Source organism: Mucilaginibacter sp. (assembly GCF_039921305.1).
Taxonomy (GTDB): Bacteria; Bacteroidota; Bacteroidia; order Sphingobacteriales; family Sphingobacteriaceae; genus Mucilaginibacter.
Window position 1 is genome coordinate 11,231 of sequence record NZ_JBDSCA010000022.1, and the last position, 14,706, is coordinate 25,936.

Sequence of the window (14,706 nt, forward strand, 5' to 3'; positions counted from 1 at the left end):
CATAAATGAGAGTAGATTTGAGTCTGCCTGTCGGCAGACAGGTATTCAGATAAGAGACTTTAGACAATATCGCTTAATAACGCCGAAATATTTACGAGTTTATCGCACCCATTCTGTTTGAATCCAACTTAATGAGTGTAAACAGTAACAAGGTAAAACTCCATAATGAAGAACCGCCATAGCTAACAAATGGCAGTGGGATACCAATTACCGGCACGGCGCCAATAGTTAAGCCAATATTGATAAAAAAATGGAAGAATATAACACAGGCTACGCCATATCCATATATCCGCGAGAAAGGGGAACGCTGTCGTTCGGCCAGGTAAATAATCCGTAATATTAAAAAGAGGTATAAGCCAACTACCGTTACCGATCCTGCAAATCCCCACTCTTCACCAACGGTACAGAAAATGAAATCAGTACTCTGCTCGGGTACAAACGAAAAGCGGGTTTGTGTGCCTTGTAAATAGCCCTTACCCCAAAGCTTACCCGAGCCAATAGCTATTTTTGATTGGTTAACATTATAACCGGCTCCCTTTAAATTTGAGGCGCGGCCCAGCCATTCGTCAATACGCACGCGTTGGTGTTCTTTAATGATATGGGTATAGATAAACGGAACCGTTAAAATAAAAGCGATGGATAACACCATGGCCGCGCTGGTAAGCAGTATGATTTTCTTATTTCTCCGGAAAATGGCAATTGCCGTCCCTGCGATAATTAATATTGCACCTATAATATAAATAGGCTTCATTAACAAGCCAAAAATGAACAAGGCTATAAATATTCCGGCCAGTATCAAAACATTTGCCGATAGGCCTTCCCGGTAAAGCACAAATATGAGTGAACAAAATACCAGCGTTGAGCCATCGTCAGGTTGCATTTTGATCATGATCATGGGCACAAAAATGATCATCAATGCTATCAGTAACGATTTTAACTCCGTTACCTTAACATTCACACTACTCAAATATCGCGCAAGCAACAAGCATGTAGAATATTTGGCAAACTCGGATGGCTGCAACCTGAACGTACCGATGGCTATCCAGGCCTGATTACCGCCAACGTTACGGCCTACAACCAGTACAAGTACCAATAAAACTAAAGTAACACTGTAAAACACAGGTGTAAGGGCGCTAAAAAAGCGGCTATCCAGCAATAGTACAACACCGCCCAAAACAACACCACCAATTATCCAGATAAATTGTTTGCCATATTGGGTAGCGGGATCAATGATGCTTGGGTGTGTTTCATCATAAACCGCGGCATGAATATTGAACCAGCCAATGGTGCACAGGGCAAGGTATATTAACACCGTTATCCAGTCCACATTAAAAAAGAAACTACGCTGGTTATTCATGTTCCTTCCGTTTTGTTTGTACAGCTACCAAATTCTTAGTATCGCGTTTTGCTTTACGCGATGCACTTTTTATTTGCTTTGTGCTATCTGTTTGTACTTTTTTTAAGGAATCGGTAATGATTTTTTTGGGATCAGCAACAGGGGCGTCTGTTTTCAAAGCAGGCAATAAATTCTGCGCGCTTAACCATTCTATTGTTTTACCCGATGGCCGTGTTGTTGTGGTATCTTTCAAATATTTTTCGACCATATAGCTGGCAATAGGGGCGGCCCATTCTGCACCCTGGCCCGAGTTTTCAACTATAACAGCTATCGCTATTTTAGGGTTATCGCGCGGTGCAAAGGCTACAAAAATGGAGTGATTTTTACCGTGATTATTTTGAGCCGTACCCGTTTTACCACACATAATAATACCTGGTATTTTTGAAGCCGCGGCAGTACCGCCTTCAACCACCTCTTGCATGCCATCAATTACAGGTTCAAAATATTTCTGATCAATCCCCACATTATTCTGCACCTTAAACTCTTTCCTGATTACCTGCTTATCGCCAACTGCCTTAATTAAATGGGGTTTGTAAAAATAACCATGGTTGGCAATTACGCATTCAATATTTGCCATTTGCAATGGAGTAGCTTCTAACTCACCCTGACCGATAGCTAATGATATAAAGGTACTTGATCGCCATTTGCTTCCGCGAAAAACCTTATCGTACCGTTCGGGGATGGGTACATAGCCTTTGCTTTCGTGCGGTAAATCGATACCTAATTTTGAGCCAAAGCCAAACAAATTCACTTTGCCTTTCCAATCGATAAAATTAGGCCTTGTGTTTTGCGATCCGTTTTCGTTCATCAACTCATCAAAAACGCTACAAAAATAAACATTGCACGAACCAGCTATCGCACGACTAAGATTAGTAACCCCATGGTGGTGCGTACAGGCAACCGGGTGATTTCCGGCCCAGTAAACGCCGTTACAGGTAAAGGTAGTTTGCGGTGTGATGATGCCTTCTTGTAAAGCGATCAAAGCGCTTAAAGGCTTAAATGATGAGCCCGGTGGATATTTAGCCTGTATGGGCCTAACAAAAAATGGATTATATGGGTTTTTACTTAATTCTACCAAATTATTCCCCCTTGCGCGCCCAACCATCAGATTAGGGTCATATCCAGGGCTGCTTATAAAAGCCAGTATTTCGCCGGTTGAAGGTTCAATAGCTACTATGCTGCCAACTTTATTATGCATTAATTTTTCGCCCAATTTTTGGATACGCAGATCAAGGGAAGAAATCAATGGGTCACCTGCAACTACGGCGGTATCTTCTAATCCGTTAAGGTATTTTTCTTTTACAACACCTTTTGAATCTACTAAAGAGTTTTGTACTCCCCGCTGGCCACGTAACGAATCTTCGTAAGCGCGTTCAACACCGGTACGGCCAATATAATCGCCACGTTTGTAATATCCGTGAGAGCGCTGTATATCCCTGTCGTTAACTTCATCAACATAACCTAAAAATTGCGCTGCAACGGAATCGGGATAAGTACGTACGCTGCGCTGCACTCCAGTGAAGCCACGAAACTCATATGATAGTTCTGAAAAAGCGGTGTAAGACCTTAGTGGCAATTGCTTTTCGAATGCTGATGGGAGTACTCTTGAATAGGTAAATGCTTTTCTTAAACGTTTTTCGACCCCGGCTTTATCAATACCTAATAACTGGCAAAGTTTTAATGTATCAAATGGTTTTACCTCGCGGGGAATGACCATGATATCGTAAACGGCCTCGTTACGTACCAGTACACGGCCGTTTCTGTCAAAAATTGCCCCACGGGTAGGGAAAATTGTTATTCGTTTTAAAACGTTGTATTTTGCCGATGCGGTATAATGATCGTCAATGAGCTGAATGTAGAATAAACGGCTTAGCAAAGCCAAAGCCATTACAATAAAAATACCCTGAATAACGTAGCGGCGTTCAAAAAAATTATTCATTATCGTTCCTTTTTCCTGAAAAACAATAATCCGGAAATCACGATCAAAAATACTGTAAAAACTGAACTTAGTGCAAACCTGCCTAAGGTATATTGTATTTCGGATAGGCGGAAAACTTCCAGGTTGAAAAGGAAAAAATGATGAATGAGTGTTAAGATGAGCACATAGGCAAAAAACCACCTGAAACCCATTACACTCAACGTTGGTTCGGGCTCATTATCAAAGCCATCTTTTTGTACGGTTATGTTGATGAACAATATTCTAACAAAAGCAAGTAAGGTACATGCGGCGGAATGCAGGCCCGGAGTATCGTAAAAAGCATCTAAAGTGAGCCCCAATATAAACGAGAGGGCGAATAAAAGCACGTTAGGTATTTCAAACGGCAGCAGTAATATAAACAGAATGTAGGTATAAGGCGTAGCCAGATCATAAAGTGTAATGTTCTTCAACAAAAACACCTGTAGTGATACCAGCACCACAAACCGTAGCAGGTTGATCAATATTATTCTACTCATCCTTCTCCTTCTTTGGCATGGCCTCTACTTCAGCCTGTTCTTTAGCTAACTTATTTACCACCACGTAAACATATTCCAGTTTACTGTAATCAACGGCCAATTCAAGATACATATTTAAAAACAAACCGCCTTCTTTGGCATGTAGGTCACTTATTTTACCAATAGGTATACCGGTTGGGTATAATGATTGGCCCGATGTTACCACCCGCTCACCCAGTTTAGGTTTAACGTTGTTTGATACATCCATTAACAAGCCCTGATGCGGATCGAGGCTACTTGTCCAGGTAAAGGTACCTATCTCTTTGGTATCAGCCAGCATGGCGCTTACGCGCGCGTTACCGTTTAATACCGATTGTATATTGGAAAAATGCTCGGTAGTTTTAACTACCAAACCAACTACGCCTGAGCTGCATATCACCCCCATGTCTTTAGCTATGCCATCTTTACTGCCACGGTTAATGGTAATGTAGTTGTTATGTTTATTAGTGGAGTTACTGATTACCTTGGCGGGGATATAAGTGTATTGCTGTTTATATATCGTATCGGTAACGGTGCGTTTAGCCAGGGTGTCAATATAAAAAGATGTTTTTAACTGGTTGCGCAATAAGGCATTCTCGCGTGCTAAGCTATCATTAACACGGCCCAATGATAAATAAGCGGTAACCTCGCTAACTTTAGTGTTTATGGCACCCGTAACATCATTTGAGGATGTGATATATGAAGCCTTTTGGAAAGAGTTATAGTTGAGCAGCAATATGAGCGATATAACCTCAAATATAATAAACAGGAAGAATGCGTTGTACTTGCTGATAAATATCAAAAGGTTACGCATATCGTCAGTTGTGAGTGGTGAGTGGAGAATGGTGAGTAGTGAATTTCAAACCATTCACCGCTCACTATTCATTGCTCACTAAATTATTGCATTAAAAATTTAAAGTTACCTATATTTTTCAAAGCTATACCTGTACCACGTACCACAGCGCGAAGTGGATCTTCGGCAACGTGAACCGGTAATTTTGTTTTAGCGGCAACACGTTTATCTAAACCACGCAACAGCGCACCACCACCGGTTAAGTAAATACCTGTTTGGTAAATATCAGCCGAAAGCTCAGGAGGGGTGATCTCTAAGGCCTTTAATATTGCTTCCTCTATTTTCGAAATAGATTTATCCAGGCAATGTGCAATTTCGGTATAGGATACGGTGATCTGTTTAGGTACACCGGTCATCAAATCACGTCCTTGAACCGCGAAATCAGCAGGTGGCTCAGCCAATTCAGGTAAAGCTGCACCAACTTCAATTTTGATCTTCTCGGCAGTACGGTCACCAATCATAATGTTATGCTGGCGACGGATGTATTGAACAATATCGCTGTCAAAGTTATCACCCGCAACACGGATAGATTGATCACAAACGATACCCGATAAAGCGATAACCGCGATCTCGGTAGTACCACCACCGATATCGATGATCATATTACCCATAGGCTCTTCCACATCAATACCAATACCTACGGCCGCAGCCATTGGCTCGTGTATCAGGTAAACCTCTTTAGCGCCGGCAATCTCGGCTGAATCGCGCACGGCACGTTTCTCAACCTCGGTAATACCCGATGGGATACAGATAACCATACGTAACGACGGGAAGAACCAACCCTTGCCTTTGTTTATCATGCGGATCATATCGCGTATCATGTGCTCGGCAGCGTTAAAGTCGGCTATAACACCGTCTTTAAGCGGGCGAACGGTACGTATATTATCGTGTGTTTTACCCTCCATTTGCATGGCCTGGCGCCCTATTGCTATCACCTTGTTGGTGGTACGGTCAAAGGCTACTATAGATGGTTCATCAACAACAACTTTATCATTATGTATAATAAGTGTATTCGCGGTACCTAAATCAATGGCAATTTCTTGCGTGAAAAAATTAAAAAGACCCATATTCGTTTGTGTTCAAAGAATTTGCAAAGTTAAATAATAAGAACGTATTAACACGAATTTCACTGAACATGATGAACAGTTTAATCCATATTTAACAAGTTCAATTTAGTAATGCGTGTAGGTTTAAGTATTCTCAGTAATATCTATATCAGTGCAAATTAGTAATTTATAAACTATTTTAATGAAATATCTACATCTCATTAATGTTTAAAATGGCGCACCCCGGTCATTACCATAGATATACCTTTTTCGTCGGCCATTTTTATCGAATCCTGATCTTTTATTGAACCGCCCGGTTGCAATATAGCAGTAATTCCGGCATCGGCAGCAATTTCTACACAATCATTGAATGGGAAAAATGCATCTGATGCCATAACAGCCCCCTTCAAATCAAAGCCAAAAGCCTCAGCCTTAACAATAGCTTGCCTTAACGAATCAACCCTTGAGGTTTGCCCCACGCCGCTGGCTATCAGTGTGTTGTTTTTAGCAAACACAATGGTGTTTGATTTGGTATGTTTTACAACTTTATTAGCAAAAAACAGGTCGCGCAATTCATGTTCGGTTGGTTGTTTTGTGGTAGCTGGTTTCATTAGGTCCGGTCCTTCAACGGTTGAATCTTTATCTTGTTCGATAACACCGTTCAGCAAAGTTTTAAATTGCTTAACAGGTAACTCAACCGGGTTACGGATCAGGATGATGCGGTTTTTCTTTTCAGTAAGATAAACCAAGGCCTCATCAGTATAAGCCGGGGCTATTAATACTTCGAAGAATAATTTGCTTATTTCGGCAGCGGTTTCGGCGTTGATCTCGTCGTTAGCGATGATCACACCACCAAAGGCCGAAACAGGATCGCAAGCCAGAGCATCTAACCAGGCTTCTTTGATAAATGAGCGCGAAGCAATTCCGCAGGCATTGGTGTGTTTTAGTATCGCGATGGTTGGCTCTGTAAACTCATCGATCAAAGCAACGGCGGCGTCAACATCAACTAAGTTATTGTATGATAATTCTTTACCGTTCAGTTTGGTGAACATGGCATCAAGGTTACCATAAAAAATCCCTTTTTGATGCGGGTTTTCGCCATAACGTAAAACCTGGCTACGTTGTATACTTTGTTTAAATACCGGCTGCGGGTCTTCCTGGTTAAAGTAGTTGAAGATAGCGCTATCGTAATGTGATGATGTATTGAAAGCTTTTTTAGCGAGTGAGCGGCGCTGATCAAAAGTAGTTTCGCCGTTTTGTGTTTTCAGGATGTTTTCCAACTCAGCATAATCATCTTTTGACGCGATGATGGTTACATCTTTATAGTTTTTGGCTGCTGCGCGGATAAGCGAGATACCACCGATATCTATCTTCTCGATCACATCATCATGGCCCGCGCCCGATTTTACGGTTTCTTCAAACGGGTATAGGTCAACTATAACCAGGTCAATTTCCGGGATCTCATATTGAGCCAATTGCTGCTGATCGCCTTCAAAACTGCGGCGGGCTAAAATACCACCAAATACTTTAGGGTGCAGGGTTTTAACACGGCCGCCTAAGATGGATGGATAAGAGGTCAGGTCTTCTACGGCTATAACATCAACACCTAAAGCACGGATAAAATCTTCGGTACCACCGGTTGAATAAATTTTAACACCTAGGCGTTTAAGCTCCAAAATAATGGGCTCCAGGTTGTCTTTATAATATACAGAAATTAGGGCGTTTTTGATAGCTACAGAACTGCTCATGAATTTGTTGTTTAAGAGCCGCAAAAGTAGTAATTTTTATAGCGGATACCGAAGTAAAAAACTGAATATTAGGTATTAATTTAACAAAAAATTAATGGATGGATATGGAATGAGAATACGCCAAATTATTAATTGGAAAATACTATCTTCAAACCAGCAATTATCAACCTGATGAAAAAATACTTCCTGATTATTTTGCTTTTTAAATGCGTCAATGTATTCTCGTCTGATTCTTTTAAAAAAGGCGATGTTTTAAATGTATGGAATATAAGCGGCATTCCTTTATTACATGAGCCCGGCAAAAACGATAAATTGTTAACAATAGCTTATGGTGCGTCTGTTACAATTATCGATGTAGCAGTTACCACCAAATCATTTACTGTTCCTTTTGTAAACCAGGTTACCAAACACCCTTATCCTTTAAAAGGCAATTGGATAAAAGTTAGTTATGGCAATAAGCAAGGTTATGTTTTCAGCGGATATTTATCGGCAATGCCCTGCTTCTTACAAGATAGAAGTAGATATTCAGACAGCATGGATAAAGGAAGAGTTTATTTTTTTGAAGATGACGATACCTATTTAAAAAGATTATATGGCAAACCGAAAATTACTATAAAAAAAAGTATTGTACGCAAACAGCCCCTGATAGTTACGACACATACTTATAAAAATGGCATCACAGAAATCGTGTCAGAATATGATGGATGCCCGGATGTATCGTTATACATGAATAACTTATCTTTCCAGGAAGTTTTGCTTTTTGAAGAAGTGTGGTTGTTTATGGAAGATGCAGCACAAGAAGTAAAAGCAAAACAGTTAAATGGCGGCAAGATCAAGCTATCTTACTATTCATGCGATTAAAATAAATTTCAAAAAAGTTCTAACTTCGCCGACTGTATTAAAATCATTTTAATTTTACATGAAATTACTCGAAGGAAAAACGGCACTCATTACCGGCGCATCAAAAGGCATTGGCCGCAAGATAGCTGAGAAATTTGCTGAACATGGCGCTAATGTTGCCTTTACCTATTTATCGTCGGTTGAAAAAGGACTGGCACTTGAACAGGAACTGCAAAGCTTTGGTACCAAAATAAAAGGCTACCGCTCTGATGCTTCTAAGTTTGACGAAGCCGAAAAACTGATCAGCGATATTGTTGCCGATTTTGGCACTTTACATATCGTGGTAAACAACGCCGGTATCACTAAAGACGGCCTGTTAATGCGCATGACCGAAGAGAACTGGGACGAAGTAATGAACGTGAACCTGAAATCGATTTTTAACGTAACCAAGGTAGCATCTAAGGTAATGATGAAAAACCGTACAGGTGTGTTTATTAACATGAGTTCGGTTGTGGGTGTACAGGGTAATGCTGGCCAGAGCAACTATGCCGCTTCAAAAGCGGGTATCATTGGTTTCTCAAAATCTATTGCCAAAGAGTTAGGCTCACGTAATATTCGTACCAATGTAATTGCTCCGGGTTTCATCAAAACAGAAATGACGGAAGTATTAGACCCTAAAGTGGTTGAGGGCTGGGAAGCAGGTATCCCGCTAAAACGTGGCGGCGAGCCCGAAGATGTGGCTAATTGCTGCGTGTTCCTGGCATCGGACATGGCATCGTACATCACCGGCCAGGTTATCCCGGTTGACGGTGGAATGCTTTAATAGAACGCAAGCTATAAGCTTCAAGTCGCATGCCTAATTTGTAGCTTATGCCTGCAGCTTGAAGCTCAAATTAAAATAACATACAATTCCCTTTGCCGGTTATTGACTTAGAATAAAAAACAGCATATTTACAAAACGATATGCTGTTTTTGTTTTCTATAAGCTGGGGTTCGGTTTCGGGATGGTGGGTTTTAGCCTGCCTGGCCCTTGGTGCTGTTTATGCATGGTTGCTGTACCGTAAACCCATCAATCTTTCCCATACAGCTTTATACCTGTTGAGCGTTGCCCGTGCCATTACTGTTGCTGTAATTGCGCTGCTTTTGCTATCTCCGTTAATCAAATCGGTAAGCAGCCGCCCCGAAAAACCTTTGGTGCTGGTTGCCCAGGATAATTCATCATCTATCCCGCTATTCAAACCCAAAGATTTTGACCCAGTCAAATTTGTAAACCAATTGGGTGAATTAAAAAAGGCTTTGGGTAACGATTATGACGTTCGCGAGTTCAACTTTTCCAACGATCTTAAAGATAGCCTGTCCACCAAATTCAATGGTAAGCAAACCGATATCTCGGCCGCCTTCCGGGGATTGACCGACCGGTTTGCCAATCAAAATATAGGCGCTTTGGTTTTAGCTACCGATGGTATTTATAACAAAGGCAGTAGTCCGCAATACGTTGCTAAAAATCTAAAGACCAATATTTATACCATAGCTTTAGGCGATACCATACCTAAGCGCGATTTGCTTATCGGCAATGTAAACTACAACAAAACCGCCTTTTTAGGTAACGATTTTGAAGTTGAGGTTTTAACCGAAGCTTACCAAAGCAAAGGCGAGAATATCAGGATGAATGTGAGTGAGGATGGCGCATCCATTTCTAACCAAACCATTGCTATTGCAGCGAACGATTTTCGTAAGGTTATTCCTTTAAAATTGCATGCGGATAGAAAGGGGATTCACAAATTTACCATCAGTCTGCAACCTATCGCCAACGAAATATCCACAGCTAATAATACCGAAACCATTTATGTAGAGGTGTTGGATGTGAAGCAAAAGATTCTGTTGCTGTATAATAGCCCGCATCCGGATATCGGCGCTATTAAACTATCGCTGGAAAGCAATCGTAATTACGAGATCAAAGCCAGCTTGGTTACCGATGCTGATCTTACTAAACTGAGCAGTTACAGTTTAGTAATATTGTACCAGTTACCTGCCGCCCGCTCGGTAATGCCTTCGGCTTTACAAGGCCAGTTGGCTAAATTGAAAATGCCGCTTTGGTACATTGTAGGCGCGCAATCTGATATTTACCAGGTAAACCGACTGCAGAAGATCATCCAGATCAATGTTACCCGTTATGATATGCAGGAGGTTTTTGCCGCTCCTAAGCCTGATTTCTCGGCCTTTACTTTGAGCGATTCAACCCGCAGGCAGTTGGCTTTGTTGCCCCCTTTGTTGGCCCCTTTCGGGAATTATAGCGCGCCATCTGCCCAGTCTGTCTTATTAAAGCAAAAGATAGGCAGTGTAGAAACATCGTACCCCTTACTGGCCTTTGGCGAAGATGCCGGAACCCGTATAGCCGTATTAACCGCCGAAGGTATCTGGAAATGGCGCCTGGCCGAATACGCCGCCAATGGTAACTATAACGCGGTTGACGAACTACTCAGCCAATCTGTACAATACCTAACCGCTAAAGGCGATTACAGCCGTTTTAGGGTGTATCCCGCCAAAAACGTATTCGACGAAAGTGAGGATGTGATTTTGAATGCTGAGCTGTATAATGATGCTTTGGAATTGATCAATACACCCGATGTCAAAATAGATTTGAAAGGTAAATCAGGCAAAACCTATAGCTTCATTTTTACCCGGAACGGGCAGAGCTATCAGCTTGATGCGGGCACTTTACCACCCGACGATTATACTTATACATCGAGCACCAAACTGGGCGACAAAACGTTAACAGCAACCGGGCAACTGGCAGTAAAGCCACTTAATGCAGAAACCCGCCAAAGCGCTGCCGACCATCATTTGCTTTATAACCTGGCTAAAGATAACGGCGGCCAAATGTTAATGCCATCGCAAATAGACCAACTGGCGGCCTTGATCCGTAAGAACGAGAACATCAAAACCATTGTTTACGACGATAAAAACTACCGTGACCTGGTGGATGAGAAGTGGGTATTTGCTTTAATACTGGCCTTGCTTAGCACCGAATGGTTTATGCGCAAACGCGAAGGGGAATTGTAAAATTGAGTTCGGATAAAAATCTCGATGTCATTTCGACGAACAGGGATGGGGAAGAGCATTGGGGTGAGGAGAAATCTTCTGCATCATTCGCTTCGTCTTGCTAATCGCAGAAGATTTCTCTTTCGCGCAACCGCTAATTCCTGCCCTTGCTCTATCGAAATGACATTATCGATATTAGATCCCTAAAACACCCTTTAACTTTACATAACCAGTTTTACTCACCGGAATTTTAGCCCCTGATTTTAGGATGGCGATATGCGCGTCTTTCTCATAAGGATCAATCCGGGTGATCTGTTGTACGGCTAAGATGTAGGAACGGTGTACGCGGACAAATTGACGGGGATCAAGCGTTTGCTCAAAGAAGCTCATGGTTTTGTTTTTGAGGAATGAACCTTCCTGAGTGTGGATACTTACGTAATCATCATCAGCTTCCAGGTATTGCACATCCTGAACAGGGATGATCTTCACCTTAGTACCCGTTTTAACCACAATACGTTCATGTTGCGCCGGCGATGCCGCAACGGTTGAGTTGAGCATATCATCGGCAATTTTTTGTGCCTGCGCAGGTGTGGATTGACTAAGGAATTTGTCAACCGCTTTACCAAAACGCTCTTTGCTGAATGGTTTTAACAGATAATCAACAGCATGGGTTTCAAAAGCCTTAATAGCATATTCATCAAAAGCGGTAGCGAATATTACCGATGGTGGATTCTCAACCAACTCAAGCATTTCGAAACCGTTTATTTTGGGCATTTGTACATCCAAAAATATCAGGTCGGGTTGGTATTGGTTTATGGCTTTTACGCCTTCAAAGCCGTCGCCACATTCTTGCAGAACTTCTATTTGTGGGTAATCCATCAAATACTCCCTTACAATTAAACGGGCCAGGGGTTCGTCGTCAATAATTAAAGCTCGTTTCATGTTTTTGTTACTAACTGGGGTATTTTGATAATGGTTGTATAAGTGTTGTCTTCGGCATGGGTTTCAACCAGATCGTTGCGGGCGAACAGCAGGTATAGGCGGCGTTGTACTCCGCTTAAGCCAAAACCTGTTCCGGCACGCGGACGGGTGGTTTGTGAATCGTATGGGTTTTGTACCATCAAAACTAAATAATTATCGCTAACCTCGGCACGTATGCTTATGGTTACAGCTTCGGTGGTATCGTATAAGCCAAATTTAATAGAATTTTCTACAATTGGCTGCAATAACATGGCAGGTAATATAGCTTCGTTACTTTTCTTATCACAACTGATCTCGGTTATCAAACGATGACCAAAACGTACCTTTTCAATATCTAAGTACAATTGCAAATGGGCCATTTCATCAACCAAAGGAACCAACTCCTGATCATCCTTTTTTAATGTTCCGCGTAAAAAGTCGGAGAGTTGGTGTATCATTTTGCGGGCTTCGTCCGGGCGGATCCCGATCAAGGCATTGATAGAGTTTAGGCTATTGAATAAAAAGTGTGGCTGTAATTGCTGGCGCAGGTTATATAGTTCCGCTTCGCGGGCAAGGCGCTCGGCTTCAAATTTGCGTTTCTCGGTTTTCTTTTGATCTACCTGGCTATAAAAGATAAAGCTTATCATGGCCATGCACCCCACCGCTAAAAAACTAATAAAGAAACGGATAGTGAGTGAGTTTGAAATGAAATACTTATACCCCTTATCCTCAATAATTAACGGTAAACCCCAGCGGGCTATCGCGATACATAATCCCGATAAGGCGGCGCACCAAACTACCAGGTTGATATAGCCTTTGGTACTTGGCTGATAGTAGCGTAAATTGTTGTTAATGAGCCAGCAGGCCGCCGCTAATAATACGGTGTAAATGGCGCTGTCTGTTGCGGCTATATACCAGTTAAACCCAAAACTATAAACAATATAGGCATGCATAGCGGCCCATACCAGCATGCATGTTGCTAATATTATGCTTATTTTTGAGTATGTAGACTGGTAATTTGCCAAGGTTATTGCTTAACAGGTTGCGTGCGCGGCATTGTTTAATAGGGCCGATTTATGATGTGTCCATTTGATGTATAGTTCGGCATCGGCTTCTTCGTGAATGTTGTAGTATAGTTCGGCACCGTCGGTTAATTCACTCACCGGGTTCAATTCGGCCACATCAATAAACTGCCATTGCACGGTTTGTTTTTGAACGTTCTCAAACCTGTCCTGATTTTGGCGACCCATGTTGCAGGCTTTTTCAAAAGCTTGCTTTTCGTTATCGGCGCTTACCAGGCGCAACTGCTCGTCAAACTGTGGCTGGTGATTACCCTCGCCACTTATTATCTGAAAAACTATTTTTGCTACGTACCAATTCATAAGGTTAGGTTGTTTTCGTTAATAAATTAATAACTGCGGATCTCGATCCCTGCGAAGATAGACGTACCGGTTATCATCAATACTTTATCGCCGGTTAAGTTTTTTTGTTTGCGCTTATCATCAAAGCCTGCAAAAAGGGATACCGTATCCGATGTTACGTGCCAGTGTGGTGGTACTAAGAGTTTTATACCGCCGAATATCTGGGTAACATCGATCACTACCTGTCCGCTAATGTCGCTTTGGGTAAAATCAATTTCGGCACCACCGAAGATGTTCACGATCTCGCCGCCGCGAAAGGTTTTGGTGAAGATGGTTTTGTTGGCGCTCCCGAAAATGGAAGTGGCATCTAAATAATCTTCAACAGGGTAGCCTTTGTATGTTTTTCCGTAAGCTGTTTTGGTTTGCTCCGTACTGGTATAAGATGTTGTATCAGCAGGTTCTTCAATTATAGGCTCGGTTGGGTTATCGGGATTTACTTTTTTATCCCAGTTGTATTGCTGGTTTTGCTCCCATTTATCGCTTTCACTCCACCGATTACGGCGACCTTTGCCAAAGCGTTTGTTATCCCACTGGTGGTTACGATTCAATATCATCAGCAAACCTGCGCTAATAATAAGAATTGGCCAAAACATGTGGTGAAAATTAACATCGGGAAAAATATCGTCCAGAAGGAATAGCACTCCTATAATGAATAATATATATGACATGGGTTTGCGGAAGTTATGCTTTGCCCCGCTGTATAAGCCAATTACAATTAAAAACATTGGCCAGCTGAATATCCAATAAGGTAAAATGTAGGCCCCTAATTGTTGCAGCAATAGGCCCCCGCCTATTACCAGTAAAATAAAGCCGGCAATAACTTTGCCGTTGTTGCGGCCGGGTATTGGTTGTTGTTCTATATCGTTTTGCATTTGAGTAAGTTCTGTATCCTGAAAATTTAATAACCAAAAGTAAGTTAACATTTACG

Annotated in this window: 13 protein-coding genes; 3 read left to right on the forward strand and 10 right to left on the reverse strand. The window is 41.8% G+C overall.

Annotation, left to right across the window (positions count from 1 at the left end):
• Positions 1 to 91 precede the first annotated feature (91 nt).
• The 6 genes from rodA to purH form a co-directional block, all read right to left on the reverse strand.
• The gene (gene rodA / locus ABIN91_RS05550) at positions 92 to 1,357 is read right to left on the reverse strand and encodes a rod shape-determining protein RodA (RefSeq protein WP_348049326.1); all 1,266 of its coding nucleotides are present in this window, start codon (positions 1,355 to 1,357) and stop codon (positions 92 to 94) included.
• On the reverse strand, positions 1,350 to 3,335 hold the full coding sequence (gene mrdA, locus ABIN91_RS05555; RefSeq protein ID WP_348049328.1) for a penicillin-binding protein 2: 1,986 nt from the start codon (positions 3,333 to 3,335) through the stop codon (positions 1,350 to 1,352). The genes rodA and mrdA overlap by 8 nt, the downstream gene beginning before the upstream one ends.
• Positions 3,335 to 3,850: a rod shape-determining protein MreD gene (locus ABIN91_RS05560; RefSeq protein ID WP_348049330.1), complete on the reverse strand. Its 516-nt coding sequence runs from the start codon at positions 3,848 to 3,850 to the stop codon at positions 3,335 to 3,337. The genes mrdA and ABIN91_RS05560 overlap by 1 nt, the downstream gene beginning before the upstream one ends.
• Complete coding sequence (gene mreC, locus ABIN91_RS05565; protein WP_348049332.1) at positions 3,843 to 4,682, reverse strand: rod shape-determining protein MreC; 840 nt, start codon at positions 4,680 to 4,682, stop codon at positions 3,843 to 3,845. Before mreC ends, ABIN91_RS05560 begins: the two co-directional genes overlap by 8 nt.
• Positions 4,683 to 4,765: 83 nt before the next feature.
• On the reverse strand, positions 4,766 to 5,788 hold the full coding sequence (locus tag ABIN91_RS05570; protein ID WP_348049334.1) for a rod shape-determining protein: 1,023 nt from the start codon (positions 5,786 to 5,788) through the stop codon (positions 4,766 to 4,768).
• Positions 5,789 to 5,988: 200 nt separating this feature from the next.
• Positions 5,989 to 7,515: a bifunctional phosphoribosylaminoimidazolecarboxamide formyltransferase/IMP cyclohydrolase gene (purH, locus tag ABIN91_RS05575; protein ID WP_348049336.1), complete on the reverse strand. Its 1,527-nt coding sequence runs from the start codon at positions 7,513 to 7,515 to the stop codon at positions 5,989 to 5,991.
• A 171-nt stretch (positions 7,516 to 7,686) separates the two neighbouring features.
• On the opposite strand from purH, the gene ABIN91_RS05580 reads away from it, so the two are divergent.
• From ABIN91_RS05580 to ABIN91_RS05590, 3 genes are all read left to right on the forward strand, one after another.
• Positions 7,687 to 8,376, forward strand: coding sequence for a hypothetical protein (locus tag ABIN91_RS05580; RefSeq protein ID WP_348049338.1), 690 nt, complete (start codon positions 7,687 to 7,689; stop codon positions 8,374 to 8,376).
• Between the two features lie 58 nt (positions 8,377 to 8,434).
• Positions 8,435 to 9,178: a 3-oxoacyl-[acyl-carrier-protein] reductase gene (gene fabG, locus ABIN91_RS05585; protein ID WP_348049340.1), complete on the forward strand. Its 744-nt coding sequence runs from the start codon at positions 8,435 to 8,437 to the stop codon at positions 9,176 to 9,178.
• 140 nt (positions 9,179 to 9,318) lie between these two features.
• A complete protein-coding gene (locus ABIN91_RS05590; RefSeq protein WP_348049342.1) occupies positions 9,319 to 11,418 on the forward strand; it encodes a hypothetical protein in 2,100 nt (699 codons plus the stop codon).
• 174 nt (positions 11,419 to 11,592) lie between these two features.
• On the opposite strand, the gene ABIN91_RS05595 is transcribed toward ABIN91_RS05590, so the two are convergent.
• The 4 genes from ABIN91_RS05595 to ABIN91_RS05610 form a co-directional block, all read right to left on the reverse strand.
• Complete coding sequence (locus ABIN91_RS05595) at positions 11,593 to 12,339, reverse strand: LytTR family transcriptional regulator DNA-binding domain-containing protein (protein WP_348049344.1); 747 nt, start codon at positions 12,337 to 12,339, stop codon at positions 11,593 to 11,595.
• Positions 12,336 to 13,328 carry a histidine kinase gene (locus ABIN91_RS05600; RefSeq protein WP_348049346.1) on the reverse strand — a complete coding sequence of 331 codons (993 nt, stop codon included), beginning with the start codon at positions 13,326 to 13,328 and terminating at the stop codon, positions 12,336 to 12,338. The genes ABIN91_RS05595 and ABIN91_RS05600 overlap by 4 nt, the downstream gene beginning before the upstream one ends.
• 63 nt (positions 13,329 to 13,391) lie before the next feature.
• Positions 13,392 to 13,739: a DUF4288 domain-containing protein gene (locus ABIN91_RS05605; RefSeq protein ID WP_348049347.1), complete on the reverse strand. Its 348-nt coding sequence runs from the start codon at positions 13,737 to 13,739 to the stop codon at positions 13,392 to 13,394.
• Positions 13,740 to 13,765: 26 nt separating this feature from the next.
• Positions 13,766 to 14,650: a DUF5668 domain-containing protein gene (locus ABIN91_RS05610; protein ID WP_348049349.1), complete on the reverse strand. Its 885-nt coding sequence runs from the start codon at positions 14,648 to 14,650 to the stop codon at positions 13,766 to 13,768.
• Positions 14,651 to 14,706: the final 56 nt, after the last annotated feature.